This window comes from Bacillus sp. KICET-3 (assembly GCF_033261025.1).
In the GTDB taxonomy this organism is placed as follows: Bacteria; Bacillota; Bacilli; order Bacillales; family Bacillaceae; genus Bacillus; species Bacillus sonorensis.
Map to the genome: position 1 here is coordinate 4,426,421 of NZ_CP137345.1, position 25,592 is coordinate 4,452,012.

The following is a 25,592-nucleotide window of genomic DNA, read 5'->3' on the forward strand; positions in this document are numbered from 1 at the left end:
ATGAAAAATAAGAGCTTTTTTATTTTCAAAAAACATTCCGGGAGTTGGGGTCATGTATTTTTTAATTAATATTTTAGGCATTTTCATCGTCATGTCCGTGGTTTTTTTATGTTCCCCGCAAAAGAAGCAAGTAAAGTGGAGACCAATTCTTTCTCTCTTTGTGCTTGAACTATTGGTAACATGGTTTATGCTTGGGACGAAGATTGGCGGCTCGGTCATTAACGTCATTGCCTCATTCTTCTCTTGGCTGATAGACTGCGCGAAAGACGGCATCGCGTTTGCTTTTCCGTCCGTGATGAGCAATCCGACGGTCGACTTTTTCTTCAGCGCCTTGCTGCCGATCATTTTTGTCGTTACATTCTTTGACATTCTGTCTTATTTCGGCATCCTTACGTGGCTGATCGATAAGATCGGCTGGGTCATTTCAAAAGTATCCCGGCTGCCTAAATTGGAAAGTTTCTTTTCGATTCAAATGATGTTTTTGGGCAACACGGAAGCGCTGGCCGTCATTCGTCAGCAATTGTCCGTGCTAAAAACAAACCGGCTATTGACGTTCGGCATCATGAGCATGAGCAGCATCAGCGGATCGATCATCGGCTCTTATTTGGCAATGGTTCCGGCCACATATGTGTTTACGGCCATTCCTTTAAACTGTTTAAACGCATTGATCCTGGCGAGCATTTTAAACCCGGTCGAAGTGAAGAAAGACGAGGACATCATTTACGTGCCGCCGAAGGAAGAAAAGAAGGATTTCTTCTCTACGATTTCCAACAGCATGATGGTCGGCATGAATATGGTGATTGTCATTTTGGCCATGGTCATTGGCTATGTCGCGTTAACTTCATGCTTAAACGGCATTTTAGGACTGATCATGCATGGGTTGACGATTCAAAAAATCTTTTCTTACATCTTCAGCCCGTTCGCGTTCTTACTCGGTTTATCAGGGCATGACACGATGTATGTCGCACAGCTGATGGGCATGAAGCTTGCCACAAATGAATTTGTGGCGATGATGGATTTAAAAACGCAGCTGCACGCGCTTTCGCCGCATACAGCAGCAGTCGCAACGACATTTTTAGTTTCCTTTGCGAATTTCAGCACCGTCGGCATGATCTACGGAACATATAACTCTTTATTTAAAGAAGAAGAAAAATCGGCGGTTATCGGCAAAAACGTCTGGAAGCTGCTGGTCAGCGGAATTGCCGTCTCACTGTTGAGCGCGGCGATTGTCGGATTGTTTGTGTGGTAATATGTGTGATAAAAAGAGCAGGCTTTTGCGCCTGCTCTTTTTTATACGGTCCTCTCCCATTGACGATGCTCACCGATCGCTTCAATCAGCTCTTTGCTGAATGCGTCGATCGCTTTGCCGCTCGCGGCCGTTATGACGCCCGGCTCTGAGACCGAATGTGCTCCTGCCGCGGACATCAGCAGGTCAATCCCTTCACTTAGGGCTCCGATCGCTTTATAATGGCTGAAAGCTTCATTGATGAAGTCTAAAGCCGCTTTTTGTTTCTTCAGCCGTTCGATGCTTTCTTTTCCACCCGGAATATACACAGCATCATACAGGACAGAATCTGCGGTCTGCAATGTATGGGCCGCTTCGATTTCTTTGCCGTTATCACCTTTGATCATCCCTAAAGCGGTGCTGATGATGTCCGGAATGACCCCGGCTTTTCGGAAAGCTTTGATGACTTGGCTGACTTCTGCATCATCAAACCCCGTGTCTGCCAAAATCGCAACCGTTCTTGTCAACGGCGTCTTGATCGTGTTCTCCTGGCTTAATGCCGGGGATTTGAGCGTTACTTTTGCACCTTCGTCTTTTTCAGGGGGTTTTACCCCCACACCTGCGGCAATTTGTTTGGCCAGTTTGTGATCAACTCTGTTGAACATCTCGACGACCTGCCGGCGGACATCTTTGCTTTTTACCTTTCCGACTTCAAATCGAAATGCTGATATAATATGTTCTTTTTCGACCGGCGACATGCTGTTCCAAAAGAGCTTCGCCTGAGAGTAGTGATCCTTAAAGCTGTCGCTGCGCTGGCGAATTTTCCGGCCTTCGACTTTCTCCTGATAATGTACATATCCGCCTTCCTCCTCTGAAGCAGGGGCGGGATCGTTTTGCTGCAGCGAATTTTTATGATATGCGACAGGACCCGTATTGATCGTCATGCGGTGATAGCCGTCATACTGGTTGTTGTGAAACGGACAGACCGGCCTGTTGATCGGAATTTCATGAAAGTTCGGGCCTCCTAATCGGATCAGCTGCGTATCAGTGTATGAAAAAAGCCGGCCTTGAAGAAGCGGATCGTTCGTAAAATCGATGCCGGGGACGACATGGCCCGGGTGAAACGCCGCCTGTTCAGTTTCCGCAAAGACGTTATCCTGGTTGCGATTTAACGTCATCTTGCCGATGATATGGACGGGAATCATTTCCTCCGGCCATAATTTCGTCGGATCGAGAATATCGAAATCAAATTTAAATTCATCCTCTTCATCAATCATCTGCACACCAAGTTCAAATTCGGCTTCGTCTCCTCTTTCAATCGCTTCCCATAGATCACGGCGGTGAAAATCCGGATCCTTGCCGGCTATTTTCTGGGCTTCGTCCCAGACGAGCGAATGAACGCCAAGCACCGGCTTCCAATGAAACTTTACAAAATGGGCTTTTCCTTGCTCATTTACAAGCCTGAAAGTATGAACGCCAAAGCCCTCCATCATCCGATAGCTGCGCGGAATCGCTCTGTCCGACATCGCCCACATGATCATATGAGCGGTCTCTTCGTTATTGGCGACAAAATCCCAAAACGTATCATGGGCGGTAGACGCCTGGGGCATCTCATTGTGAGGCTCCGGTTTAAAAGCATGCACCAAATCAGGAAACTTGATCGCATCCTGAATGAAAAAAACGGGGATGTTATTTCCGACGAGGTCATAGTTCCCTTCCTCTGTATAAAATTTTGTGGCAAAACCTCTGACATCCCGAACGGTGTCACCTGATCCCCTGGAACCTGCAACCGTAGAAAAGCGAACGAAAACCGGCGTTTTAACAGAAGGGTCCTGAAGAAATTTCGCTTTTGTATACTTAGTCATCGGCTCGTAAACCTGAAAATAGCCATGTACGCCGAACCCTCTCGCATGGACGACGCGCTCCGGAATTCGTTCATGGTCAAAATGGGTCATTTTTTCCCTAAAGTGAAAGTCCTCCATCAGTGTGGGGCCGCGTTCACCCGCTTTTAATGAATGCTCATCCTCAGACACGCGCACACCTTGATTCGTCGTCATTTTTTTGCCGCGGTTGTCGGTACGGAATTGTTCAAGCTGCTCATCCTTGCTGTGTTCATTGACCTTGCGGCGTTCATCTTTACTCATGGACAGCTCCCTCCCGTTTTTATAGAGTGCTGTTTTATGATATACCCTGTTGTGAAGTTTCCTAAACTGGGGTGCAGCTACAACAATTGACAGATGTTTATATTTGTGTAGAATTATAACTAATTGTTCGAACAATTCAGAAAAATGATTCTTCTTTTTTTGAAAACGATTTCCTGAATTTTAAAAAAACTCAGCGGCGTGGGAACGACCGCCGGCCTTAGCAGGAAGATAGGCGGTCAACAGGTTCAACAGCCTGCATAAGCTGATTAGAGGGCACTGCATGTAGATTGGGAGCTTTATCAATGAAAAAACAGTTCTTCCTAGAACAAGTTTTTTTCATAACATCTGCCGGTTTCCAATCAGCCCCGGCATTCGGGGCTTTTTAGGAAAAACGACCAAAAGAAAGCGCTTACTTTATTACAATGTCATGTGGAGGGGAACTGTTTATGCTGTCTATTTTAGGATTTATTATGATTATTGTTTTTATGTACTTGATTATGTCCAACCGCGTATCCGCTCTGACCGCCTTGATCCTTGTCCCGATTGTTTTTGCGCTGATCGGCGGATTCGGCAAAGATCTCGGGGACATGATGCTGAAGGGGATAACGGATATTGCCCCGACAGGAATCATGCTGTTGTTCGCCATTCTTTATTTTGGCGTGATGATAGACGCCGGCTTGTTTGATCCGTTTATTAAACAAATATTGAAATTCGTCAAAGGAGATCCGTTAAAAATTGTCGTCGGGACGGCGATTCTGACGATGACGATTTCATTGGACGGCGATGGCACAACGACTTACATGATTACGATTGCGGCCATGCTCCCGCTCTACAAACGGCTCGGAATGAACCCGCTCATTTTGGCCGGGGTCGCAATGCTCGGCTCAGGCGTGATGAACATTATTCCATGGGGCGGTCCGACCGCGCGCGTGCTGACTTCCCTTAAGCTTGACACATCGGAAGTGTTTACACCTTTGATTCCAGCTATGGTGCTAGGATTTTTGTGGGTCGTCTTCGTCGCTTATTTTCTCGGCAAAAGGGAACGCAAAAGACTCGGCGTTCTGGACATTCAATATCAATCCTCTGTCAAAACAACATCGGAAACTTCGGCAGCCTCAGAAGCTCCGTCATTTAAACGTCCGGCACTGCTATGGTTCAACCTTTCGCTGACCGTGCTTTTGATGGTTGCTTTAATCACCAATCTCCTGCCGCTGCCGATTTTGTTTATGACTGCGTTTGCCATCGCTTTAATGGTCAACTACCCTAAGCTTAAAGAGCAGCAGGACCGCGTTTCCGCTCACGCCGGCAATGCGTTGGCCGTTGTTTCCATGGTGTTTGCGGCAGGGATTTTTACGGGAATCCTGACAGGAACCAAAATGGTTGACGCCATGGCCAATTCCCTTGTTTCACTCATACCCGATTCAATGGGGCCTCATTTGCCGGTCATTACGGCGATTACCAGCATGCCGTTTACCTTCTTCATGTCAAATGACGCCTATTACTTTGGCGTTCTACCGATTATCGCCGAGGCGGCGTCTAATTACGGCATCGATGCGGCTGAAATCGGCAGGGCTTCACTTTTAGGGCAGCCCGTTCATTTGCTTAGTCCGCTTGTTCCGTCAACCTACCTTCTTGTCGGAATGGTGGGCGTCACTTTGGGCGACCATCAAAAATTCACGCTGAAATGGGCGATCGGCACGACCATCGTGATGACTGCTGCCGCGGTACTGATCGGCATCATCTCACTTTAACAATAACAGCACCCCTTTTATAAGAAGGGGTGCTTTAGAGTCTTAATCCAGGTTTTCGCCGTTTGAAGCAATCAGTTGCTTATACCAGTAGAAGCTTTTTTTGCGGATTCTGCGCAAATCTTTCAAATCAAATTCATCCCGGTTCACATATATAAATCCGTAGCGCTTTGAACATCCTTGGTGTGTCGAGATTAAATCGATCGCCGACCATGGCGAATAGCCGAAAACATCGACGCCGTCCGTCAACGCCAATTGAATTTGCTCAATATGCTGTTTTAAATAGTCGATCCGGTAATCATCATTGATGACATCTCCGTCTTCAAGCTGATCAAACGCTCCGAGGCCGTTTTCGGTGACGATCAGCGGCAGCTGGTAGCGGTCGTAGATTTCTCTCAATGTGGAGCGGAAGCCCACAGGATCAATCTCCCAGCCGAAATCATTTTTCTGCAGATGAGGGTTGCTGCTTCCCCTGTATACGCCTTCCTCACCCGTCTGCAAATGCTGATCCCCGCCGCGGGCGGCCGTATCGTGTCCATCATTTTTGCTTGCTTCAGCCGTTTGCGATGTATAGTAATTGAACGCGATAAAGTCGGGCTTGGCCGAGCGCAACATCTCCATGTCTCCATCGGCGATGACCGGTGTACAGCCTTTTTCTTTCATATATGCCCATGCGGTCGTATTATAGCGTCCATAGACGGCCATATCTAAATAAAGCCAGTTGCGGATCGCATTGTAGTTGAAAGCTGCTACAACATCCTCCGGTTTGGATGAAGCGGGATAAATCAAAGCGATATTGGGCGCCGGCCCGATTTTGGCTTGCGGCAGCAGCTGATGGCACAGATTGATCGCCTTCGCCTGGGCGACCAGCATGTGGTGGTTTTGCTGGTACAGCTCTTTTTTCGGATTTTCCAGATTCGGGTCAAGCGTTCCCAGCGCAGCGCCATGAAGGATCATCATGTTTTGTTCATTGATGGTCAACCAGTATTTCACGCGGTCTCCGTAGTTTTCAAACAGGATTTTCGCATATGTTTCAAAGGCGTCAATCGTTGCCCTGTTTGACCAGCCGCCTTTTTTCTGCAAGGCGTGCGGCAGGTCGAAATGGTACATCGTCACAATCGGTTCAATATGATTGGCGAGGAGCTCATCGATCAGATCGCTGTAAAATTGAATCCCCTTCAGATTGATGTCACCGTCGCCATCCGGAATGATCCGTGTCCAGGCGATTGAAAAACGGTAAGCTTTAAACCCCATTTCCGCAAACAGTGCGATGTCCTCTTTATAGCGATGATAATGATCGCTGGCAACTTTAAAATCAGTCGTTCCTTCAGGATAGCTTTCGCGGGCATCAATAACAGACGGTCCTTTCCCATCTTCATTCCAGGCGCCTTCTACCTGATACGCGGAAGTCGATGCCCCCCATAAAAATCCTTCAGGAAATTTGGCCGGCGTGTTATATTTCATGATCTATTCCTCCCTATTTTGATGATCGTAATGTGATGATGCAGTCCTCCGGATTGACCTGTTTTTGATCGGTCAGAATCACACCGCTGTACAGGTCTGAATTCGTCACGACGATAGGCGTTTTCACGTCAAATCCTTCTGTTTTCAAAGCTTCTATATCAAATTCTGCGAGAATATCACCCCGTTTCACGGTTTGCCCTTGCACCACTTTTCGATCAAAATGCTTCCCTTCCAATTTTACGGTGTCCACCCCGATATGAATGAGGATGTCGGCTTGATGTTCAGTTGTAATGCCATACGCATGCCCCGTCGGAAATGCCGTTGAGACAACGCCGTCCGCCGGAGCTGTGACAACGCCTTTTGTCGGCAGGACCGCGATGCCTTTGCCGAGCGCTTCAGATGAAAAGACTTTATCAGATACCTCAGACAATGGAAGCACATCTCCTTGCAACGGGCTGTATATCTGCTCTCCGGAGCTTATCTCCGTCTGCATCTGTTTCTCATCGACCGGATCATCGAAGCCGATGATGTACGTAAGCACAATCGATAATACGAAAGAGACGGAAATTCCGATGATAAACCCGAGAAAACCCGGCCCGTAAAAAATCGGAATGGTCAGCAGGCCCGGTGCGCCCGAGGCGATCGCGATGCTGTGGGAATAGCCGATAATGGCTCCGCCCGCCGCCGCGCTGATGACACCGCATACAAACGGCTTTTTGAGCCTGAGGGTCACTCCGTAAACAGCCGGTTCTGTGATCCCGAATATTCCCGTCACCGCGGCCGATCCCGCCAAGGCCTTCAGCTTCTTGTTTTTCGTCTTCAGCATCACGCCAAAGGCGGCCCCTGTTTGGGCAAAAACGGCAGCCGCCGTCGCCGGTTTAATATAATCTTTTCCATGGACGGCAATATTGTTGAGAATGACCGGGACAATACCCCAATGAATCCCGAAGATGACAAGGATTTGCCACAACGCCGCAATGACCGCCCCCGCCACAATCGGACTGACATCAAAAATCGACAGGATCGCCGCCGCGATGCCGTTTCCGGTATAAACCCCGAGCGGTCCGAAGACGATCAGTGTTAACGGGACCATCACCACTAACCCGATTAAAGGGGTGATAAAGTTTTTGACACTCTCATGAATGAAGCGCATACAAAATGTTTCGAGATAGCTCAGTACGAATACGGCAAGAATGATTGGTATGACGGTTGACGTATAATTCATCAAGACAACAGGGATGCCGAAAAATGACGTGTCTGCGCCGCTGTTTTTCAATTCAATGATCGTCGGGTAAATCAGCGCCCCTGCGATCGTAAGGGCCACAAAGATGTTCGCTCCGAATTTCTTCGCGGCTGTGACGGCTAATAATAAAGGCAGAAAGTAAAATAAACTATCGGCCGCCGCGTATAAAATCGTATATGTCGTCTCTTTGGCATTGAGCCAGCCGGTGTTTGTGCATATCAAAAGCAATCCTTTTAAAATCCCCGCTCCCGCCATGACGCCGAGCAGCGGCGTGAAGATGCTCGATACAATATCGACCAGTCTCCCGGCCAGATTCCCTTTTTCTTGCCGGCTCCCGCCGGGCGCCGAGTCTTCCCGGCCATTGGTTATGCGGACTATCTCTTTATAGACTTCGGGGACGTGGTTGCCGATCACCACTTGGAACTGCCCTCCGCTCTCGACAACCGTCACCACCCCGTCGATCTCTTCAAGCGCTTCCTTGTCCGCCTTTGTGCGGTCCTTCAGCTGAAAGCGCAGCCTTGTTGCACAATGGACGAAAGAAACGATATTGTTTTCCCCTCCGATATGAGTCAAAATGTTGTTGGCTAATGACTGAAAATCCATCCGTGTTCATCCCCCATCCCATTGGAACCTATGTATCTATAGAAAAATAAAAAACCTAAACTAAGACCTATGGAAAGGCTTAGTTTAGGTTTTGCCTGCCGAACAGTAACAATCCAAACAATGAGCGTATGAAAATAAAAAACCCAAATCACTATGAAAAGAGACTTGCTCCGTTCCATAGCAATTTAGGTTTTGCCTGCATCATCAGTAACAATCCTAAAATAAATGGTGGTGTTGTTTATATTCAAATTAGCATACATTCAACCAATTGTCAACGCTTTCATTTTTTGAATATGACGTTCATGTTTGGTGAACAACCCTTTCAATATGAATGGTCAAGTACAGCAGTTCTTCGCTTGTCAGCTCCTGGCCGTACTCCTTTTGAATGTACTGCCTGATTTTATTTGTACATCCATAGGCTTCCCGGTACTTATTTTTGACGGTATCAAATAGAAAGTCATCCTTGCTTTCCATATAGGCCCCGCTGAACAGCCGCTGCGCGAAAAATTTCAAATGCGTAATAAACCGGTAATAATGGAGCGACTCTTCGTCAAAATCGATATGAAAGTGGTATTTCACGAGATTCAAGATCTCCTGCATCACTTTTGTGATATTGACGATGTTCGGCATTTCTTCATTCAGCTCGGCGTTTACGATATGAAGCGCGATAAAAGCGGCTTCATCTTCCGGCAGCTCAACACCCGTTTTATGTTTAATCATGTCAAGCGCCTCTTTGCCGATGGAATACTCATCTCTGTAAAGGCGTTTCGTTTCCCAAAGCAACGCGTTTTTGATATCCAAGCCCTTTTTATGCCTTTCAATGGCAAAATGGATATGATCGGTCAGCGACACATAAATGCTTTCATTCAGCTTTTTTCCAAGCCGCATTTTCGCAAAGCTGATAATTTCCTCAGATACCTCCATAAATTCGATCGGTATTTCATCCAAAAGCGTTTTAAATCTGTCGGAGATGTCTTTATTATCGAGCCTGAAAATTTTTTCAATCCTTGATTCATCGACCATTTCGCCCGGCTTTTTCTGAAAAGCGATTCCCCTGCCCATGACCACTAGTTCCTGACCCCGTTCGTTTAAAACACTGATCACATTATTGTTGATCACCTTGGCTATTTTCACCCGTCGCACCCTCCGATTTTTTAAAATAAGGGAATGATATATATTTCTTTTTTCATAGGTTACACATTGATTGTACAACCTTTTTTGTCCGGGTCAATATATTTAAGTCAATTGTTCCAGACTTTTCTATTCTTCCATTTGTCCAAAATACTAAAAAAGAGCCGTGAGCGGCTCTTATAAATGTATATTTATTCCACAAACAAAGTTATGATGACGCGGCCAGGATTCCCAGCACAGCGATAAGCAATGCGAATCCATATATGATATCTTTTACTTCAAGCCGGGTCGTTTGATAATACGTCCGGTTCCTTGTACCTGTGAAACCGCGCGCTTCCATGGCAATCGCTATTCTTTCGGATTTGCGGATGCCTTGCGAAAATAACGGCAAAGAATATCGGATAAAGGCCTTCCAGCTGTTTTTTTGTTTGTAGCCCCTGATTTTATGCGCAGCTTTCATCTGCGAAAGCTCCGATTGAAACAGCGGAACAAACCGGAAGCCGGCCAACAGTCCATACGCCCATTTTGGCGACAGCCTGCATTGATGGATCAAGCTCATGATGAACTTTGTTAAATCTGTAGTGGATGTAAACAGAAGCCCGTAAGTGACAAATCCCAGCATCCGCAAAGCGATGGTCAGCCCATTTGTCAGACTCTCTGTCGTCACGTGAAACCAGGCCCATTCCCAAAGCGTTTCCTCGCCTTTCCCAAAAGCGGCCATCATCCAACATACGAGAATGAAAAAAATAAAATAAGGCAAAAGACGCTTCAGCAGATATGCTAGTGTCCAGCCGCCGAACACGATTCCGATAAAAACCGCGAGGAGCCAAATGAAAAAGGTCGCTTCCGGATTTGATACAGCCATTAACATACACATGACCAAGAGATGGGTAAAGAGCTTTCCGGCGGGATTCAATGTTGAAAGGTATGAATGATTGCTTTTCATACAAGCACCTTCTTTTTTCTGGCATGCATCAGCTCATAGTGAAGCGGCGGAATGATGGAGAACTGCCGGACAAGGCGTTCATCGGAAAATAACCGGTACGGCGTTCCTTGATATGCTGCTTTTCCATGATGAAACACGATGACCTGATCAGAATGCTGATCAACAATATCCATATCATGGGTAACCATGATGATGGTCGTCCCCCGTTCCTGCCGCTCTTTTAACCGTTTGATCAGCTCACCGGCGGTTTTTTGATCCTGGCCGAATGTCGGTTCATCCAGCAAAAGCACATCCTGATCAAACAAAAGCATCGTCGCCACGCTCAGGCGCCGTTTCTGCCCGAGGCTTAATGTAAAAGGGTGGACCTTGGCGTGGGAGGCAAGGCCAAATTCAGTTAGCAGCTCCGACGTTTTTCTCTTGATTTGTTCTTCCGGCCAATGTCTCTGTCTCGCGCCGAACGCGATTTCCTCAAAGACCGTATCCTGAATAAATTGAAGTTCCGGATTTTGAAAAACAAAGCCCGCTTTGTCATACAGCGCCTTGTCAGACCATTTTTTCAGCTCGCGGTCCTCCACATAAATCCGGCCTTTTTTCACGGCTTCTAAGCGAATCAAGCTTTTTAGAAAAGTGCTTTTTCCGCTGCCGTTCTTTCCGATGACTGATACCCACGCGCCTTTTTGAATCTGAAGATTGATGCCGTCTGCGACGGTTTTTTTGCGATAGCCGATCGCGGCATCTTCAGTGCGGATCAACGGCCCGCTGTCCGGGGTCCCGTTTTTTTCCGACAGCTCTTTTATTTTCAGTTTGGCAGAGAACTTGGCGGCAAGCGGGTGGTTCTCATCTTCAACGACTTCTTCCCATACCGCCGGATAAAGCTTCGGCTGCCAAATGCCGGCCTCTTTCATTTGCCGCTGAAAACGCCGGAGGATATCCTCCGGTATTCCATCACCGATGATTCGGCCGTTTTCGCTTAAAAGGATGACGCGGTCCATCCATTCGATGCAGCCGTCCAATACATGCTCGACAAACACCATCGTCTGCCCGGTTGTTTCAGAGACGTCTTTCAATAGGGCAAATATGTCTTTCCGGCTTGCCGGATCAAGCTGTGCAGTCGGCTCGTCAAAAAACAGCACCTCCGGTTCAAGCGCCAAAAGGCAAGCTAGAGCAAGCCGCTGCTTCATGCCGCCTGACAATGCCTCAATCGGTGTTTTCTTGTCGATATTCAGCCCGACCTGCTCCATGAATGAGGAGATCATCTGATCCATTTCCTCGCGGGGAATACAGCGGTTCTCAAGACTGAAGGCAATTTCTTCATCGACATGAAGCATGCAAAACTGCGAATCCGGATCCTGAAACATCACGCCCGTACTCTTCCTGCGATTTACCTCGCCGCTGACTTCAGCTTCAATGTGATCGGGAATAATGCCGGAAAGCGCCGAAATCAACGTTGATTTTCCGCTTCCGCTCGGCCCGAGAATCAACACTTTCTCCCCTTTATCAATCGATAAGCTCACACGGTCCAAGATCGTTTCTGAACGGTGGTAAAAGCGTACGGAAAGATTACTGCATCCTAGATATGAATTCATTTGATTCATCCTTTTTCCGATGTTCCTTCATCATGTCATACTGGTCAAGAACTCCTGTTTTCGCAAGCGCCCCGACCACCGCTTTGGCAAGCCAGCCGCCCAGGATCATTCCGCTGATGACTTGAATGACAAATGTGAGAATCAGCGTTTGCGTGGTGTAGTAGCCAAAACCGTTTGCCATCAGACTGTAAGCCATGCTGCCACACGCCGCGAGCGCTCCGGAAAGCATGAGTGTAAACAAGTTATAGCGCTTATAGCGAAAGATGGCAAAAGCGATTTCCGCCCCGGCCCCCTGAAACACGCCGATTAACAACGCCGATAACCCGAAATGGCTGCCTGTCAGCAGTTCAACCGACGCCGCTGCCGTCTCGGCAATCAGCGCCGCTCCCGGTTTGCGGATGATATAGGCAACGATCGGGCTGGCAATCACCCATATGCCAAACATAAAGTTTGCCCCCACAGGCCCGACAATCGCCGAGACCGGAATCCACAGCGTAGACCAGCCTAAATAAATGACACCGCAAGCGACCGACAATATAACCGTCATCACCACTTCTTTTATATTCCAGTTCATCGTCTCACCGACTCCATTTCAACCGGCCAGTCTTCAACTGTATAGGCCATCTCCCAAAACTGATATTCGAGCTGGCAGCTTAACAAAAAGAGCTCCTTCATGTTCTCTTTTTCTGTCTGGCGGGCCTCTTTCGCCCATTCATCCAAACGGGCGCAAAATGCCGTCGTGATTGAATCGGTTCTGTCTCCGTAAAAATGGATCCAGTCATAAAATGGATGCGACGGATCAGGCTGCACCTCTTTCAGCAACTTTTTGCCGATTTCCCAATATGTCCACGGACACGGAAGCAAAACGGCTAAAATGTCTCCGAGCGTGCCTTCGTGCGCCGCCGTCAGCATATGACGGATATAATGATGGGCCGATGGTGCAAGGGGATAGCCTTGCAGCTCTTCATATGCCACGCCTGCAACCCGGCAAAGATTGTTGTGAGGATGCACCTCGCTGTTCAATACAAAAGAAATCTGCTGATGGAACAGCTCCATGTCTTCGCGGTTTTGGCATTTGGAAATCGCGATTCCATAGATTTGAACAAAGGAATTCAAATACTCAAAATCCTGTTTAACATAATGGATCAGCTGCTCCTTTTTCAGATCGCCTGACGCCAGGCCTTTTACGAAAGGATGCTGAAAAATTGCTTCAAAGATAGGATCTGCCTCACGGCGAAGTTCTGCTGAAAAACTCATTATCGATAGCCTCCTTCATTCTGATAGGGGAAGGCACAAGGGGGGAAAGCGGCCTCTTATACAAAAAAGCCGCCCCAAAATGGAGCGGCTTGCATGATGAACTCATAAAGAAACCGACTCCACTTCCCTACGCTAGTATGAACTAGATCAGGTTCGAAGGGTCCAAGATCACCTCTTGTCTCAGCCAGCTTTATGGCTCCCCTAGTGGACTTCCTATTACATTAACTTTTACTCTACACATCAATGAACCTCATGTCAACCTTGCTTTCTTTAAGCCTGGGCACATGAAGTTTTAAAGAAGTTTGTGATTTTTGTATAAAAATTATAAATTTTCTGAAACCTTTTGGGCGCTTATCCGTCTAATATATAGAAAACAAATTTTATTTGGAGGGGATCGATATGATGATGTTTATCTTGATTTTGACACTGGCTGTGTATTTGTTCTACTCTTTCAGCAAAGACAACCGCCCGGCAAAGAAAAGCGGCAAAGCTCATCAGAAACTGGTTGTACTTCGGGAACATCCTTTGACTGCCCCTTCCAATGATACCAACTGTTAAATGCCGCTCCAATCTGAGTGTTAAATCGAACTGCACTCCAATCGTTAGAGACCTTCTAAGCGGGAGTGCAGTTTTTTACCGCTAAATTTGAATGTTGAAGGGATTCATGCGACGGTGTCTTGCCATGCGCCATTCATGTATAGATTCGTAGATATCAATATCTCGGAGGGATGCTGCAACAATAGCCTAGAGGTAATCTATCCGTGAAACAGCCGCCATCTTCAATGTTCGCAACCTTATCTCTCGCTCTGCGGAAGAAAACTGTTAAAAAAGGGCGGCTCCGATGATGAGGAAGAGAGTTTTCCATGCTCCTGAGCAAAAAGATGATGATCATCTGTTCGGATTCATTTTATCATTTTGGCATATTTGCTATAATACGCCTCTACATGCGGATTAATATGATTGTCAGTAATAATGCCTGTTATGTCTTTCACATCATAAAAGGTAAAAAAGGCCTCTATGGTAAATTTCGTACTATCAGCAAGGATATAACGTTCAATTGCATTATTTAGCACGATTTGCAAACCATAGCCTTCCTCTTCATTAGCTGTGGTTATATTTGTACCGGAAATCCCATTCGTACCAATAAAAGCCTTTTTTACTTTAATATCAGTTAATAATCTGTTCGCAAAGTACCCATAAAAAGTTCCGGTTTTTTTTCGATAACGACCGCCAGTTAAAATAATATCGATGTTCGGCATGTTTTGAACACGTTGGAACACATTGATCGAATTCGTTACAACATTCACATGCTTATCACCCAAATAATCAAAGATAAAATCACTGGTCGTACCAGAACCGATAAAAACGGTATCATAATCAGAGATCATATCCGCACAAATCTTGCCGATATGTTTTTTCAATTCAACATTAATGTCTCGTTTTTGATGATGCGATAATTCTATGTAATGGGAATCTCTTTTTTTGGCGCCGCCGTGAACACGGACGAGCAGCCCTTCGTTTTCCAACGCTTGCAAATCTCTGCGGATGGTCATTTCTGTTACATCAAGTTGTTTTGCCAGTTCTGCAACTTCCACTGTCTGATTTTTATCCAGCATTGAAAGAATGGCCCGATATCTCTCTTCTTTAATCATTTTGACTCCTTCATTACTGACTTTATTACTTGCAATGTACATAAATTATTTAGCAATGTCAACCTATGGGAATCGCTCGAAGCATTAGGTCTAACGCTTGCTTGTTAGCTCTTGGCAGCTCCTTTAAAATCGTTTGTTTCACCAAATGAATATGTTTTCCCATTAGGCATATTAAATAATTAAAAAGCACATATCCCCTGCAGAGGTTCATGTGCTTTTACCGATCACTATGTTGCACTCATTTTCCCAATCTTAAACTGAGACTCGGGACCACCAAGGCGTCGCTGTTTCTCTTAATACTTTATTCAGGTTGACAATATTTTGGCGGCCTGTCGTTCTAAGCCATGCCGCCGCTTTTTCCTCGCCGGATTCAGCAAATGGCTCAACACCGTTTTTCCATGTGGCCCGTCCGCACAAAACGCCATTAAATTCCGAACCTGCTTCTTTGGCGAATTTAAGCGTTTCTTGGAATAACTCCGCAGAAACACCAGCGCTCAAAAAGATGAACGGGAGAGTCGATGCATCTGATTGCTCTTTAAAATAGCTCTTTGCTTCAGCTTGGCTATAAACAGGCTTACCGCTAGAGAAACCTTCAACAAATTTCATATTTACAGGTGCTTCCACCTTCAAAACGTCTACGGCATAATACGGTTTAATAAATTCGCGGACTGCCTGATTGACTTTATGCGGTTTTACTTTTGCATAATCTGCACCATTTACATCATTGTTGTTTGCATCGTAAGAAACAATCTCCAAGAAAAACGGTACATCTTCTGCTGCACATTCGGAACCGACGCGTTCAACAAACGCATGTTTTTGGCCATTAATTTCAGCGGATTCGTCTACATCGTAGTAAAGAAGCAATTTAACGGCATCCGCTCCTTTTTCTTTCAACCGTTTAACCGACCAGTTTGGAAGAAGGTCCGGAAGGCGTCCCCGGTTCGTCGCGTCATAGCCTGTTTTTTCATAAGCCACAAGCAAACCGGCACTCGCTTCCCGGCTTTCAGCGGCCGGCCAGCCGAATTCCGGGTCCAGCAGAATGGAAGAAACATATGGTGTCAGTTCTTTTGAAACGAGCAATTTAAACTTTTCCAAGCTGGATGGGTCCAGATCTTTTTTGCTATAGGCAGCCATCATTTTTTGCAGCGATCCGCGTTGGTCAATTGCCAATGCGCCAATAATTCCATGTTCATTAGAAAGTTTTTTTAATCCTTCATGTTTGCCCTTTGATATCTTTACCACATCATTCACTCCTTTTGGACTTCTACTAGACTTGCATAATGATCAAATTTTGACGCGTCTACATAGCCTGTTTGCGCTTCCATTGCATTCAGCAAACCGGCGGCCATGCCGTATTTCAGCACACCTTCATCATTAAGATTCATTTCTATCGCTTTGGCTAATCCGGCAACAGTTGCATCCCCGGAACCGACAGGGTTGACCGCTTGGATTTTTGGAATTTTGACACGATAAAAGTTATGTTGATGTCTGGCGAAAGCGCCATCCGCCCCTTTTGATACGACAACCCATGGCACATCGCTAAAAATCGGATGGCTTAACGCCTCTTGCCATTCACTTGGATTGATTGCAATGGATCGATTAAGCAATTGCCTCAACTCGCTCGCATTCGGCTTGATTAAATATGGTAAAGCCCTTTTGTTTTGCAATGATGCTTTTAATGTTTCACCCGAAGTATCCAAAAGAACCGGAATTTGTTTCTCGTTGGCAATTTCAATCATTTGCGAATATACACGAGTCGCAAATCCGCTGACAATGCTTCCTGAAATGGTAATGACTGATATTCCCTGCAAAAGACTGCGAAAGTGGTATAAAAACCGATCCTGGTCAGCTTTTGTTAAATGAGGTCCAGATTCGAGAATTTCTGTTTGCTTTTGTTCATGCAAGATGGCGATACAATTTCTCGCTTCTTGGTTTGTATGCAGAAACTGATGCTTCATCCCGTCTTGATCAAGCAGCCTTTCAATATAATCGCCTAACGATCCGCCGAGTACACCGGTAGATATAACATCCGCTCCTAATAAATGGGCGACTCTGGCAACATTCAACCCTTTTCCGCCCGCCGTTTTTCGCACTTCCGCTGCACGGTTTACATCGTCCAGCTTCAAGTCATCGAGCCGGTAAGAAATATCCACTGATGGATTTAAAGTGACGGCCAGCAGCATGAGACCCTCTCCTTATCTCAATCTTAATCGTGGTATTCTCCACGTTCCCATTTTGCAAGCAAATCATCAAAGAAATGTTCATTCCCTGTTTGATTTTCCGCAGCATGATCAAGATCGCTTAATTTTTTAATCAATGCTTGATTTTCAGGAGTTTCTTTATATTTGGTTTCAATAAATGTATCAATGACCGCTTGAATGACATGCAACCCCGTAATTCTGCCTCCGACCCCGATCAAATTTGCGTTCAGTTGTTCTTTCGCATATTTCGCAGTCGTTATATCCCGGACCAGCGCTCCGCGAATTCCCGGAACTTTACAAGCAGAAACAGAGATCCCCACGCCTGTTCCGCATAACACAACACCTAAATCCGCCTCGCCGTTTACCACTTTTTCAGCTGCTTTTTTTCCGAAGATAGGGTAATGTGTTCTTGTCATATCATAGGTGCCAACGTCAATTACTTGATGTCCTTTGCTTTTCAGATGATCTGAGACTTGCATTTTTGTATCAGTTACAATATGGTCACACCCAAGAGCAATCTTCATTTCTGTTTCCTCCTTCAGCACATTCTGTTTAGCATATCTACCCGAATTTGATGACGTCCGCCTGCATATTCAGAATTCAAATAGGCGTCGACACAGCCTTTGGCCAATTCTTCGCCGACGATACCGGAACCTAAAGCAATTGCCATTGTATTGTTATGATTGCGGGTCATTTTGGCGGAATGTTCATCGGAAACTTCTGCACAAATCATACCTTTGCATTTATTTGCCGCCAGAAACGAGCCCGCACCAAATTTGTCAATCAGAATGCCGCGGTCACCTTCCTTCTCCTGAAGCGCCCGGACAACACGCACAGCGGAGTCCACAAAGTCCAAATTTGCCTCCGGTGTTTTATCGATTACGTCATACCCTTGTTCGGCAAGATAGTCTTTTAATACTTCTTTTAAATGAGTTCCATCTTGATCTGCCCCTATGAGCACCTTCATCTTCTACTCCTCTTTTCTTTTTAATATGGTCAATCTGAACAACATCCCAGAAGTTCGTTAATGTTTGTTATTGTTCTTTAATGTTAGATTATCATGTTCGTTTATACCTGTCAACGACAGCGAATGAACAATATATTACTTAATCAAAAAACTGGAATTTCTATTGCGAATGGCTTTCGTTTTATAAAAAAAGCAGTAATAATACTAACTTCCTTCGTTTTCAAATCCTTAATCGGTCTTTGGATATTTTGTGAATGTATTGTTCAATATTTTGTCGTTGACAAGAAAGCGTTTTCGTTTTATATTTAACTCGTATCAATAACGAACAATTACAAACAAAAACAAACCTATGCGAAAAGGAGGCTTGAGAGCAGAAGTTAATGATTAAATTGGACCGGTTTCATATGATATTAGATTTCATTGAGAAAAAAAGCGTTGTTGAAGTGTCTGACCTGTCTGAAACATTAAATGTCACAGAAGCAACAATAAGAAGAGACTTAAATGAACTTGAAGAACAAGGATTACTGGTCAGAGTCCACGGCGGTGCAAAGAGGAAGGAAAAATCAACTTATACTGAGTTAACGAACAGCCAAAAGCAGACGATGAATGTAGACAAGAAAAAAGAAATTGCCAAAAAATGCGCTTCTCTTATAAAAGACAATGACATTATTTTTATAAGCTCAGGGACGACAAACGGCTTTATTTTCGACTATGTAAACGCAAACAATGTGAATGTAATCACAAATTCTCTTCATGTTTTTAATCGAATAAAAGACCTTTCAAACTACGACGTGATATTAAGCGGCGGGCGCTACCGGGGAAGAACCGGGACCTTCATCGGTTACTTTGCCAACCAACTGCTGAAAGAAATCAAGGTGGACAAGGCGTTTGTCGGAACAAACGGAATATCCGATTTGAATATTACGACTGCAAACGAAGAAGAAGGCAACGGACTGCGAATCATTCTGGATCATGCACATGAGCGGTACGCACTGGCTGATAGTTCAAAATTCAATGTTCAAGCGTTTTTTACTTTTTATGATGTACAGGACGTCAGTGCAATCATCACTGATTCGGAAATTGATGCCGAGATCGAACATTATTACAAAAAATTCACGACCATCATTTGATAGAGGTGACGACAATGAGTGATATTGCAGATTTATTTAGACCTCATCTCGTTTTTTTCGAAAATGTGGAGACGAGCCGGGAACTATTCCGCAAGATCGGCCAAAAATTAATAGATCAAGGTCTGGTAAAACCCGCATTTACAGAAGCCATTATCGAACGGGAAAAACATTACCCGACCGGTCTGGACATGAGTGCCGTCGGGACTGATATTCCAAATGTGGCGATTCCTCATACTGAAACAGATTATTGCAACACTGACCGGATCGTTGTTGTAAAACTGGAAAACGAAATTCCATTTCACAACATGATCACTCCAAAAAAACAATTAAACGTAAAATTCGCCTTCTTTATTTTAAATGGGAAAAAATCAGCGCAAACAAATATTCTATCAAGTTTAATGGAATCTTTCACGCAAAACTGGGACTTGAAAACGTTAAGCCAATTCAATACGGAAAAAGATATATTTCAATACATTCAATCAAAAACGGAAAAAGGAAGTGTATAAACATGGTAAAAATTTTGGCAGCTTGTGGTGCAGGGGTAAATTCAAGCCATCAAATTAAAGAAGCGGTAGAAACCGAAATGAGAAACCGGGGCTATCAGGTGGAAGTTGATGCCGTGATGGTCAAAGATCTGACTGCAGATTTGATGAGCAAATACGATATTTTTACCCCTATCGCAAAATCAGATGTTGGTTTTGAAATTAACATTCCGGTCGTTGAAGCCGGTCCAATCCTTTACAGAATTCCCGCTATGTCAGGACCCGTTTTTGACGAATTAGAGTCTGTCATAAAAAAAATTAAATAAATGAGGTGGGCCAACCATGCTGGATGCAGTCATTGATTTTTCCAATAAAGTCTTTCAGCCGATCATTGATTTAGGCGCAGCACCGATGATGTTTATTATATTAACGTTAATGGCGTTATGTTTTAGAGTGAAATTTTCCAAAGCTCTTGAAGGCGGTTTGAAGCTGGCCATCGCCTTAACAGGCATAAGTGCTATTATTAACATGCTGACCGGAGCATTTTCCGAGTCTTTTCAGGATTTCGTCAAATCGACCGGGATTAACCTTTCAATTACCGATGTCGGCTGGGCGCCGCTTGCAACCATTACATGGGGTTCTGCATATACACTATATTTTCTGTTGATCATGTTGATTGTTAATATCGTTATGCTTCTTCTAAAGAAGACAAATACATTGGATGTTGATATTTTTGATATTTGGCATTTATCAATTACCGGATTGCTCGTCATGTGGTTCAGTCATAACCTATTGGTCGCAACATTGTTAATTATCGTAATTGGCGTCATGAAAATCATCAATTCCGACTTAATGAAACCAACCTTTAACGATCTGCTGAATGCGCCAAAATCAAATCCGATGACATCGACTCATATGAACTATATGTTAAATCCGGTTATTATGGTGTTTGATAAAATCTTTGACAAATTTTTGCCCTGGCTTGACAGATTTGATTTTGATGCAGCCAAATTGAATCAAAAAATTGGTTTCTGGGGCAGTAAATTTGCGATTGGTGTTTATTTAGGCGTTTTTATCGGCTTGTTATCTCAACAATCGATTAAAGCCACGTTTACCCTGGCTTTTACAGCCGGTGTCTGTCTTGAATTGTTTTCCCTGATCGGAAGCTGGTTTATTTCAGCTGTTGAACCGTTATCTCAAGGAATTTCCGATTTTGCAAGTAAACGTTTAAAAGGAAGAACATTCAACATCGGCCTTGACTGGCCCTTTATCGCAGGCCGCGCAGAAATCTGGGCTGCAGCTAACGTATTGGCGCCTATTTTATTAATTCAAGCGTTGATTATACCGGGAAATAAAATTTTGCCGCTAGGCGGCATTATCGCAATGGGACTCACTCCTGCCCTGCTTGTCGTAACGAGAGGTAAGATTATTAGAATGATCGTCATAGGAGCGATTTTACTGCCATTGTTCCTGGTATCCGGAACAATGATCGCACCGTTTGTCACAGAAACTGCCCAATCAGTCGGGGCATTCCCTGATGGCGTATCGGAAACAAACCAAATTACACATTCCACTCTTGAGGGACCGCTGGAAAAAGTGATCGCAGTTATTGTCGGGCAAGCAGTAACAGGAAATCCAACGTTTATTCTGTATGCCGTGATTGGTCTTGTCCTATATATCGGCCTATTTGCATGGTATGCAAAACAAATGAAAAAGAGAAATGAAGAATATGAAGCTATAGAAAAAAATCAAGAAGCAGCCTAAACAGATGGAATTCTTGAATAGCGTCAACAAGCTAAAGAAAAGGATAATACTTGGAGGTTTCCCATGAAACTAATTGCAATCGATTTGGACGGGACTCTATTGTCTGAAGACGGAACAATCAGTAAGGCCAATCTGGATACATTGTCAGAAGCCCAGAAGCAGGGCCACCGGCTTGCCATCTGTTCGGGCCGATCTCATCATGACATTCTCCAGATCCTCCGTAAATACAATATAAAAGCATCCATCATCAGCGGAAATGGCGGAGTGATTTATGATAAAGCGCTGATAAAACGGCTGGTGCTGCCGGATCATACCGTCAAGGAAATGATTGATCTTGCCGAGCATGAACAGTTGTTTTGCGAATTATATACAAATGAAGGAATTATAATGAAACAATCCGGCCGCAGCATGTTGGAAGAAGAACTGGCAGAGCAATCGAAAACACTGGATTCAGCCGTAAAAGCGGTATACAGCCGTGAAATCACCAATTTATTCAATCAGCATCCTATCCGTTTTATTGCCGATTTTCGCAAAACTGATTTTTCAGCATTGCAAATCTACAAAATAGGTGCCATTTCTTATCAAAAAACAAAACGGGATAGATTCATGGCAAAACTTGAGGGGCGTCATGATATATCTATTACATCCGGAAGTCTAGGAACGGTAGAAATTGGCCACCCGGAAACAAATAAAGGGCATGGAGTATCCTTTTTGGCCGACTATTTCAAAATACCACTCGAACATACGGTTGCAATTGGCGACAACTTCAATGATATCCCCATGTTCAAATTAGCGGGAATCAGCATCGCGATGGAAAATGCCCATGATGATGTCAAAAACTGCGCAATGCATGTCACAGACGCTCAAAATCAAAACGGCGTAGCAAAAGCTATAAAAGAATATGTCTTAAATTGTTGATGCCTGCATAGCAGTCTAAAAAAATCTGTTCTATTCAGAAGCTACTATCGTTTGATACGAAGGGCTTCAGATCAAGGGATCTACCCGTTTTTCCGATAGCTCCGAGCATGTTAAAGTATATTGATTGTCTAACCACAAACAGCTAACAGGCATGAGCCCGGTTTTATACCGGACCCATGCCATCAAACTCCCTAACGAATAATCCGTTCAACTTTTCCCGAGACCCATTTTAAGATTGAAACTGCTCCGCTTCAGTCGAGCCTTTCAGCGCTGTAGTAGAAGATGTGCCGCCCGTGACCACTTGTGCGACTTCATCAAAATAGCTTGTTCCGACTTCACGCTGGTGCCTTGTCGCCGTATAGCCGTGGACTTCGCTGGCGAATTCGGCCTGCTGCAGCTCGGAGTAGGCGGCCATCCCGCGGTTTTTATATTGACGGGCCAATTCAAACATGCCGTGATTTAAGGCGTGGAACCCGGCGAGTGTGACGAATTGAAATTTATACCCCATTTCGCTGAGTTCTTTTTGGAAATCAACAATCGTTTGATGATCAAGTTTGGCTTTCCAGTTAAAAGAAGGCGAGCAATTGTAAGCAAGCAGTTTTCCCGGGAATTTCTCATGGATCGCCTGTGCGAACCGGCGCGCTTCTTCAATGTTCGGTTCTGATGTTTCACACCAGATCAGATCGGCATAAGGCGCGTATGCAAGCCCTCTGGCAATCGCCTGGTCAAGACCTGCCTTCGTTTTGAAAAATCCTTCTGATGTGCGCTCTCCCGTCAAAAACGGAGCATCATATGGATCGATGTCGCTTGTGATGAGATCGGCCGCATTCGCATCTGTGCGGGCAATGAGAACCGTCGGTACGCCCATCACATCTGCGGCGAGGCGCGCGGCAATCAAATTGCGAACCGCCGTCTGCGTAGGCAGGAGCACTTTTCCGCCCAAATGGCCGCATTTTTTCTCAGATGAGAGCTGATCTTCAAAATGCACACCGGCGGCCCCCGCCTCAATCATGCTTTTCATCAGCTCAAAGACATTCAGCTGTCCGCCGAATCCCGCTTCGGCATCTGCCACGATCGGCGCGAACCAATCGATCTCTTCTTTTCCTTCCATGAAATGAATTTGGTCTGCACGCTGAAGCGTACGGTTGATTCTCTTGACGACCTCGGGAACGCTGTTTGCCGGATAAAGGCTTTGGTCCGGATACATGCTTCCCGCCAGATTCGCGTCTGCCGCCACCTGCCAGCCGCTCAAATAAATCGCTTTCAATCCGGCCTTTACTTGCTGCATCGCCTGATTGCCTGTTAAAGCTCCGAGCGCAGGAATAAAATCTTCTGTATGAAGAAGCCGCCAAAGCTTTTCGGAGCCGCGCCTTGCGATTGTATACTCGATCTCAAGAGAGCCGCGCAGACGGATCACGTCCTCAGCCTTATACGGTCTCTTGATTCCATTCCACCGTTTGCCGTGCCAGCTCTCCTCCAATTGCTTTACCTTTTCAGACTTCATCTTCAGTTCCTCCCTTTATAATTTTTCATAAGCGGGGATCGTCAAAAACTCCGCGAATTGATCATCCAAAATCAATTTTTCAAACAGCAGGCCGGCCTCTTCAAACCGTCCCCCATGAAAATGCTTCAGACCAGCCTCATCGATGATTCTCTTCATTTCTTCCTCTTTCATCGTCTTGAACATTTCGACGGTCACTTTCCTGCCATCATCAAGGATGCCTTTCGGATGGCGGATCCATTGCCATAATTGAGCTCTTGAGATTTCTGCCGTTGCCGCATCTTCCATCAGGTGGTCGATCGGAGCGGCGCCTCTGCCGGACAGCCAGGAAGCGATATAGCGGATGCCGGCGCTGATATTTGTACGGACGCCTTTTTCGGTTATCCGGCCTTTCGGCACTTCCAGCAAATCTTTCCCCTCAACCTCGACATCCTCTCGTTTTCTATGAATCTGGTTTGCTGAAGGCATATGTTCATTAAAAACATCAAGCGCGGTTTGAATCATGCCGGGATGCGCGATCCATGTTCCGTCATGCCCGTCTTTTACTTCACGCTGCTTATCTTCGCGTATTTTTGCAAAAGCCCTGGCGTTCATTTCCGGATTGTTTTTGGCGGGAATCTGCGCCGCCATCCCTCCGATGGCATGAACATTCCGTTTATGGCACGTTTTAATGGCCAAAAGAGAGTAGGCTCTCATGTTCGGTACCGTCATCGTCACGGCAGAACGATCTGGAAGGATGACTTCTTCACGGCTGCGGAATTTTTTAATAAAGCTGAAAATATAATCCCACCGCCCGCAATTGAGGCCTGCCGAATGTTCCTTCAATTCAAACAAAATTTCGTCCATTTCAAACGCTGCCAGGATCGTTTCGATTAAGACGGTCGCCTTGATCGTGCCCTGCGGGATGCCCAAGTCGTTTTGGGCGTAGACAAATATGTCGTTCCAGAGTCTGGCTTCAAGGTGATTTTCGATTTTTGGAAGATAGAAATAAGGTCCGTTCCCTTTTTTGATCAGCGCTTTTGCGTTATGAAAGAAATAGAGACCGAAATCGAACAAGCTTGCAGAAACCGGTGCACCGTCAAGCAGAACATGCTTTTCTTCCAAATGCCAGCCCCTCGGCCTCACCATGATAACGGCCGGATTCTGATTGAGCTGATACCGTTTTCCATTTTCATTTGTAAAAGAAATCGTCCCGCGGATCGCATCTCTTAAGTTGATCTGCCCTTCTACACAGTTCTTCCATGTCGGCGAGTTTGCGTCTTCAAAATCGGCCATAAAAACCTTCGCCCCTGAGTTGAGAGCGTTGATCACCATTTTTCTGTCCACCGGTCCGGTAATTTCGACTCTCCGGTCTTCCAAATCCGGCGGGATCGGCGCTGCCGTCCAGCTTCCTTCCCGAATGTGCTTCGTCTCCTTCAGAAAATCAGGATTCTTTCCCTGATCAATTTCCGTCTGAACGATATTCCGCAAGTGCAATAAATCCCGCCGTCTTTTCCCGAAGTGGCGTTCAAGCCGTTTGACGAATTGAAGCGCTTCCTTTGTTAATATCTCTTCATATTCAGGATTCAGATCCTCGGTAATTTGCAGCCTTTTCTCTTCAATCTTCATTTCACCCTAACCCCTTTTCACA

The 25,592-nt window shown here is 45.4% G+C and carries 23 protein-coding genes and 1 riboswitch; of the genes, 8 read left to right on the forward strand and 15 right to left on the reverse strand.

Annotation, left to right across the window (positions count from 1 at the left end):
- Positions 1–52 precede the first annotated feature (52 nt).
- Entirely contained in the window at positions 53–1,249 is a 1,197-nt protein-coding gene (locus R5H20_RS22580) for a nucleoside transporter C-terminal domain-containing protein (RefSeq protein WP_006639660.1), read from the forward strand.
- 41 nt (positions 1,250–1,290) lie between these two features.
- Here the strand turns inward: R5H20_RS22580 and R5H20_RS22585 are convergent, their stop codons facing one another.
- Positions 1,291–3,369, reverse strand: coding sequence for a catalase (locus tag R5H20_RS22585; RefSeq protein ID WP_006639661.1), 2,079 nt, complete (start codon positions 3,367–3,369; stop codon positions 1,291–1,293).
- A gap of 446 nt (positions 3,370–3,815) precedes the next feature.
- Between R5H20_RS22585 and citH the strand changes: the two genes are divergently transcribed.
- Positions 3,816–5,120 (forward strand): citrate transporter CitH, encoded by a 1,305-nt coding sequence (gene citH / locus R5H20_RS22590; RefSeq protein ID WP_006639662.1) that lies wholly within the window; start codon positions 3,816–3,818, stop codon positions 5,118–5,120.
- A gap of 42 nt (positions 5,121–5,162) precedes the next feature.
- Here citH and R5H20_RS22595 read toward each other — a convergent pair whose 3' ends face one another.
- The 7 genes from R5H20_RS22595 to tenA all read right to left on the reverse strand — a co-directional run bounded on the left by R5H20_RS22595 (position 5,163) and on the right by tenA (position 13,347).
- Positions 5,163–6,581, reverse strand: a complete 1,419-nt coding sequence (locus R5H20_RS22595) for a glycoside hydrolase family 1 protein (RefSeq protein WP_006639663.1) — start codon at positions 6,579–6,581, stop codon at positions 5,163–5,165.
- Between the two features lie 13 nt (positions 6,582–6,594).
- A complete protein-coding gene (locus R5H20_RS22600; protein WP_006639664.1) occupies positions 6,595–8,427 on the reverse strand; it encodes a beta-glucoside-specific PTS transporter subunit IIABC in 1,833 nt (610 codons plus the stop codon).
- A 300-nt stretch (positions 8,428–8,727) separates the two neighbouring features.
- Positions 8,728–9,561 (reverse strand): BglG family transcription antiterminator LicT, encoded by an 834-nt coding sequence (licT, locus tag R5H20_RS22605; RefSeq protein WP_006639665.1) that lies wholly within the window; start codon positions 9,559–9,561, stop codon positions 8,728–8,730.
- A 205-nt stretch (positions 9,562–9,766) separates the two neighbouring features.
- The gene (locus R5H20_RS22610; RefSeq protein ID WP_006639666.1) at positions 9,767–10,504 is read right to left on the reverse strand and encodes an energy-coupling factor transporter transmembrane component T family protein; all 738 of its coding nucleotides are present in this window, start codon (positions 10,502–10,504) and stop codon (positions 9,767–9,769) included.
- The gene (locus R5H20_RS22615; RefSeq protein WP_006639667.1) at positions 10,501–12,090 is read right to left on the reverse strand and encodes an ABC transporter ATP-binding protein; all 1,590 of its coding nucleotides are present in this window, start codon (positions 12,088–12,090) and stop codon (positions 10,501–10,503) included. Before R5H20_RS22615 ends, R5H20_RS22610 begins: the two co-directional genes overlap by 4 nt.
- Entirely contained in the window at positions 12,065–12,664 is a 600-nt protein-coding gene (locus R5H20_RS22620; RefSeq protein WP_006639668.1) for an ECF transporter S component, read from the reverse strand. The genes R5H20_RS22615 and R5H20_RS22620 overlap by 26 nt, the downstream gene beginning before the upstream one ends.
- Entirely contained in the window at positions 12,661–13,347 is a 687-nt protein-coding gene (tenA, locus tag R5H20_RS22625; protein WP_006639669.1) for a thiaminase II, read from the reverse strand. The genes R5H20_RS22620 and tenA overlap by 4 nt, the downstream gene beginning before the upstream one ends.
- Positions 13,348–13,454: 107 nt before the next feature.
- Positions 13,455–13,560, reverse strand: a riboswitch (TPP riboswitch).
- Positions 13,561–13,746: 186 nt separating this feature from the next.
- On the opposite strand from tenA, the gene R5H20_RS22630 reads away from it, so the two are divergent.
- Positions 13,747–13,905, forward strand: a complete 159-nt coding sequence (locus tag R5H20_RS22630) for a hypothetical protein (protein ID WP_006639670.1) — start codon at positions 13,747–13,749, stop codon at positions 13,903–13,905.
- Positions 13,906–14,249: 344 nt separating this feature from the next.
- On the opposite strand, the gene R5H20_RS22635 is transcribed toward R5H20_RS22630, so the two are convergent.
- From R5H20_RS22635 to lacA, 5 genes are all read right to left on the reverse strand, one after another.
- Positions 14,250–14,999: a DeoR/GlpR family DNA-binding transcription regulator gene (locus R5H20_RS22635; RefSeq protein ID WP_006639671.1), complete on the reverse strand. Its 750-nt coding sequence runs from the start codon at positions 14,997–14,999 to the stop codon at positions 14,250–14,252.
- Positions 15,000–15,251: 252 nt separating this feature from the next.
- Complete coding sequence (gene lacD, locus R5H20_RS22640; protein WP_006639672.1) at positions 15,252–16,241, reverse strand: tagatose-bisphosphate aldolase; 990 nt, start codon at positions 16,239–16,241, stop codon at positions 15,252–15,254.
- A 5-nt stretch (positions 16,242–16,246) separates the two neighbouring features.
- Positions 16,247–17,182 carry a hexose kinase gene (locus R5H20_RS22645; protein WP_006639673.1) on the reverse strand — a complete coding sequence of 312 codons (936 nt, stop codon included), beginning with the start codon at positions 17,180–17,182 and terminating at the stop codon, positions 16,247–16,249.
- A 23-nt stretch (positions 17,183–17,205) separates the two neighbouring features.
- Positions 17,206–17,724, reverse strand: coding sequence for a galactose-6-phosphate isomerase subunit LacB (gene lacB, locus R5H20_RS22650; protein WP_006639674.1), 519 nt, complete (start codon positions 17,722–17,724; stop codon positions 17,206–17,208).
- A 14-nt stretch (positions 17,725–17,738) separates the two neighbouring features.
- Positions 17,739–18,167, reverse strand: coding sequence for a galactose-6-phosphate isomerase subunit LacA (gene lacA / locus R5H20_RS22655; protein ID WP_006639675.1), 429 nt, complete (start codon positions 18,165–18,167; stop codon positions 17,739–17,741).
- A gap of 380 nt (positions 18,168–18,547) precedes the next feature.
- Here lacA and R5H20_RS22660 point away from each other — a divergent pair, with 380 nt between their 5' ends.
- The 5 genes from R5H20_RS22660 (at position 18,548) to R5H20_RS22680 (ending at position 22,461) form a co-directional block, all read left to right on the forward strand.
- Entirely contained in the window at positions 18,548–19,297 is a 750-nt protein-coding gene (locus R5H20_RS22660; protein WP_006639676.1) for a DeoR/GlpR family DNA-binding transcription regulator, read from the forward strand.
- 14 nt (positions 19,298–19,311) lie between these two features.
- The gene (locus tag R5H20_RS22665; protein WP_006639677.1) at positions 19,312–19,803 is read left to right on the forward strand and encodes a PTS sugar transporter subunit IIA; all 492 of its coding nucleotides are present in this window, start codon (positions 19,312–19,314) and stop codon (positions 19,801–19,803) included.
- A 2-nt stretch (positions 19,804–19,805) separates the two neighbouring features.
- Positions 19,806–20,105 carry a PTS sugar transporter subunit IIB gene (locus R5H20_RS22670; protein WP_006639678.1) on the forward strand — a complete coding sequence of 100 codons (300 nt, stop codon included), beginning with the start codon at positions 19,806–19,808 and terminating at the stop codon, positions 20,103–20,105.
- Positions 20,106–20,121: 16 nt separating this feature from the next.
- Positions 20,122–21,543: a PTS galactitol transporter subunit IIC gene (locus R5H20_RS22675; protein WP_006639679.1), complete on the forward strand. Its 1,422-nt coding sequence runs from the start codon at positions 20,122–20,124 to the stop codon at positions 21,541–21,543.
- A 63-nt stretch (positions 21,544–21,606) separates the two neighbouring features.
- Positions 21,607–22,461: a Cof-type HAD-IIB family hydrolase gene (locus tag R5H20_RS22680; protein WP_006639680.1), complete on the forward strand. Its 855-nt coding sequence runs from the start codon at positions 21,607–21,609 to the stop codon at positions 22,459–22,461.
- A 229-nt stretch (positions 22,462–22,690) separates the two neighbouring features.
- On the opposite strand, the gene aceA is transcribed toward R5H20_RS22680, so the two are convergent.
- Together aceA and aceB are read right to left on the reverse strand one after the other, a co-directional pair.
- Positions 22,691–23,965, reverse strand: a complete 1,275-nt coding sequence (aceA, locus tag R5H20_RS22685; protein WP_006639681.1) for an isocitrate lyase — start codon at positions 23,963–23,965, stop codon at positions 22,691–22,693.
- A 15-nt stretch (positions 23,966–23,980) separates the two neighbouring features.
- The gene (gene aceB / locus R5H20_RS22690; protein WP_006639682.1) at positions 23,981–25,570 is read right to left on the reverse strand and encodes a malate synthase A; all 1,590 of its coding nucleotides are present in this window, start codon (positions 25,568–25,570) and stop codon (positions 23,981–23,983) included.
- Between the last annotated feature and the right edge of the window lie 22 nt (positions 25,571–25,592).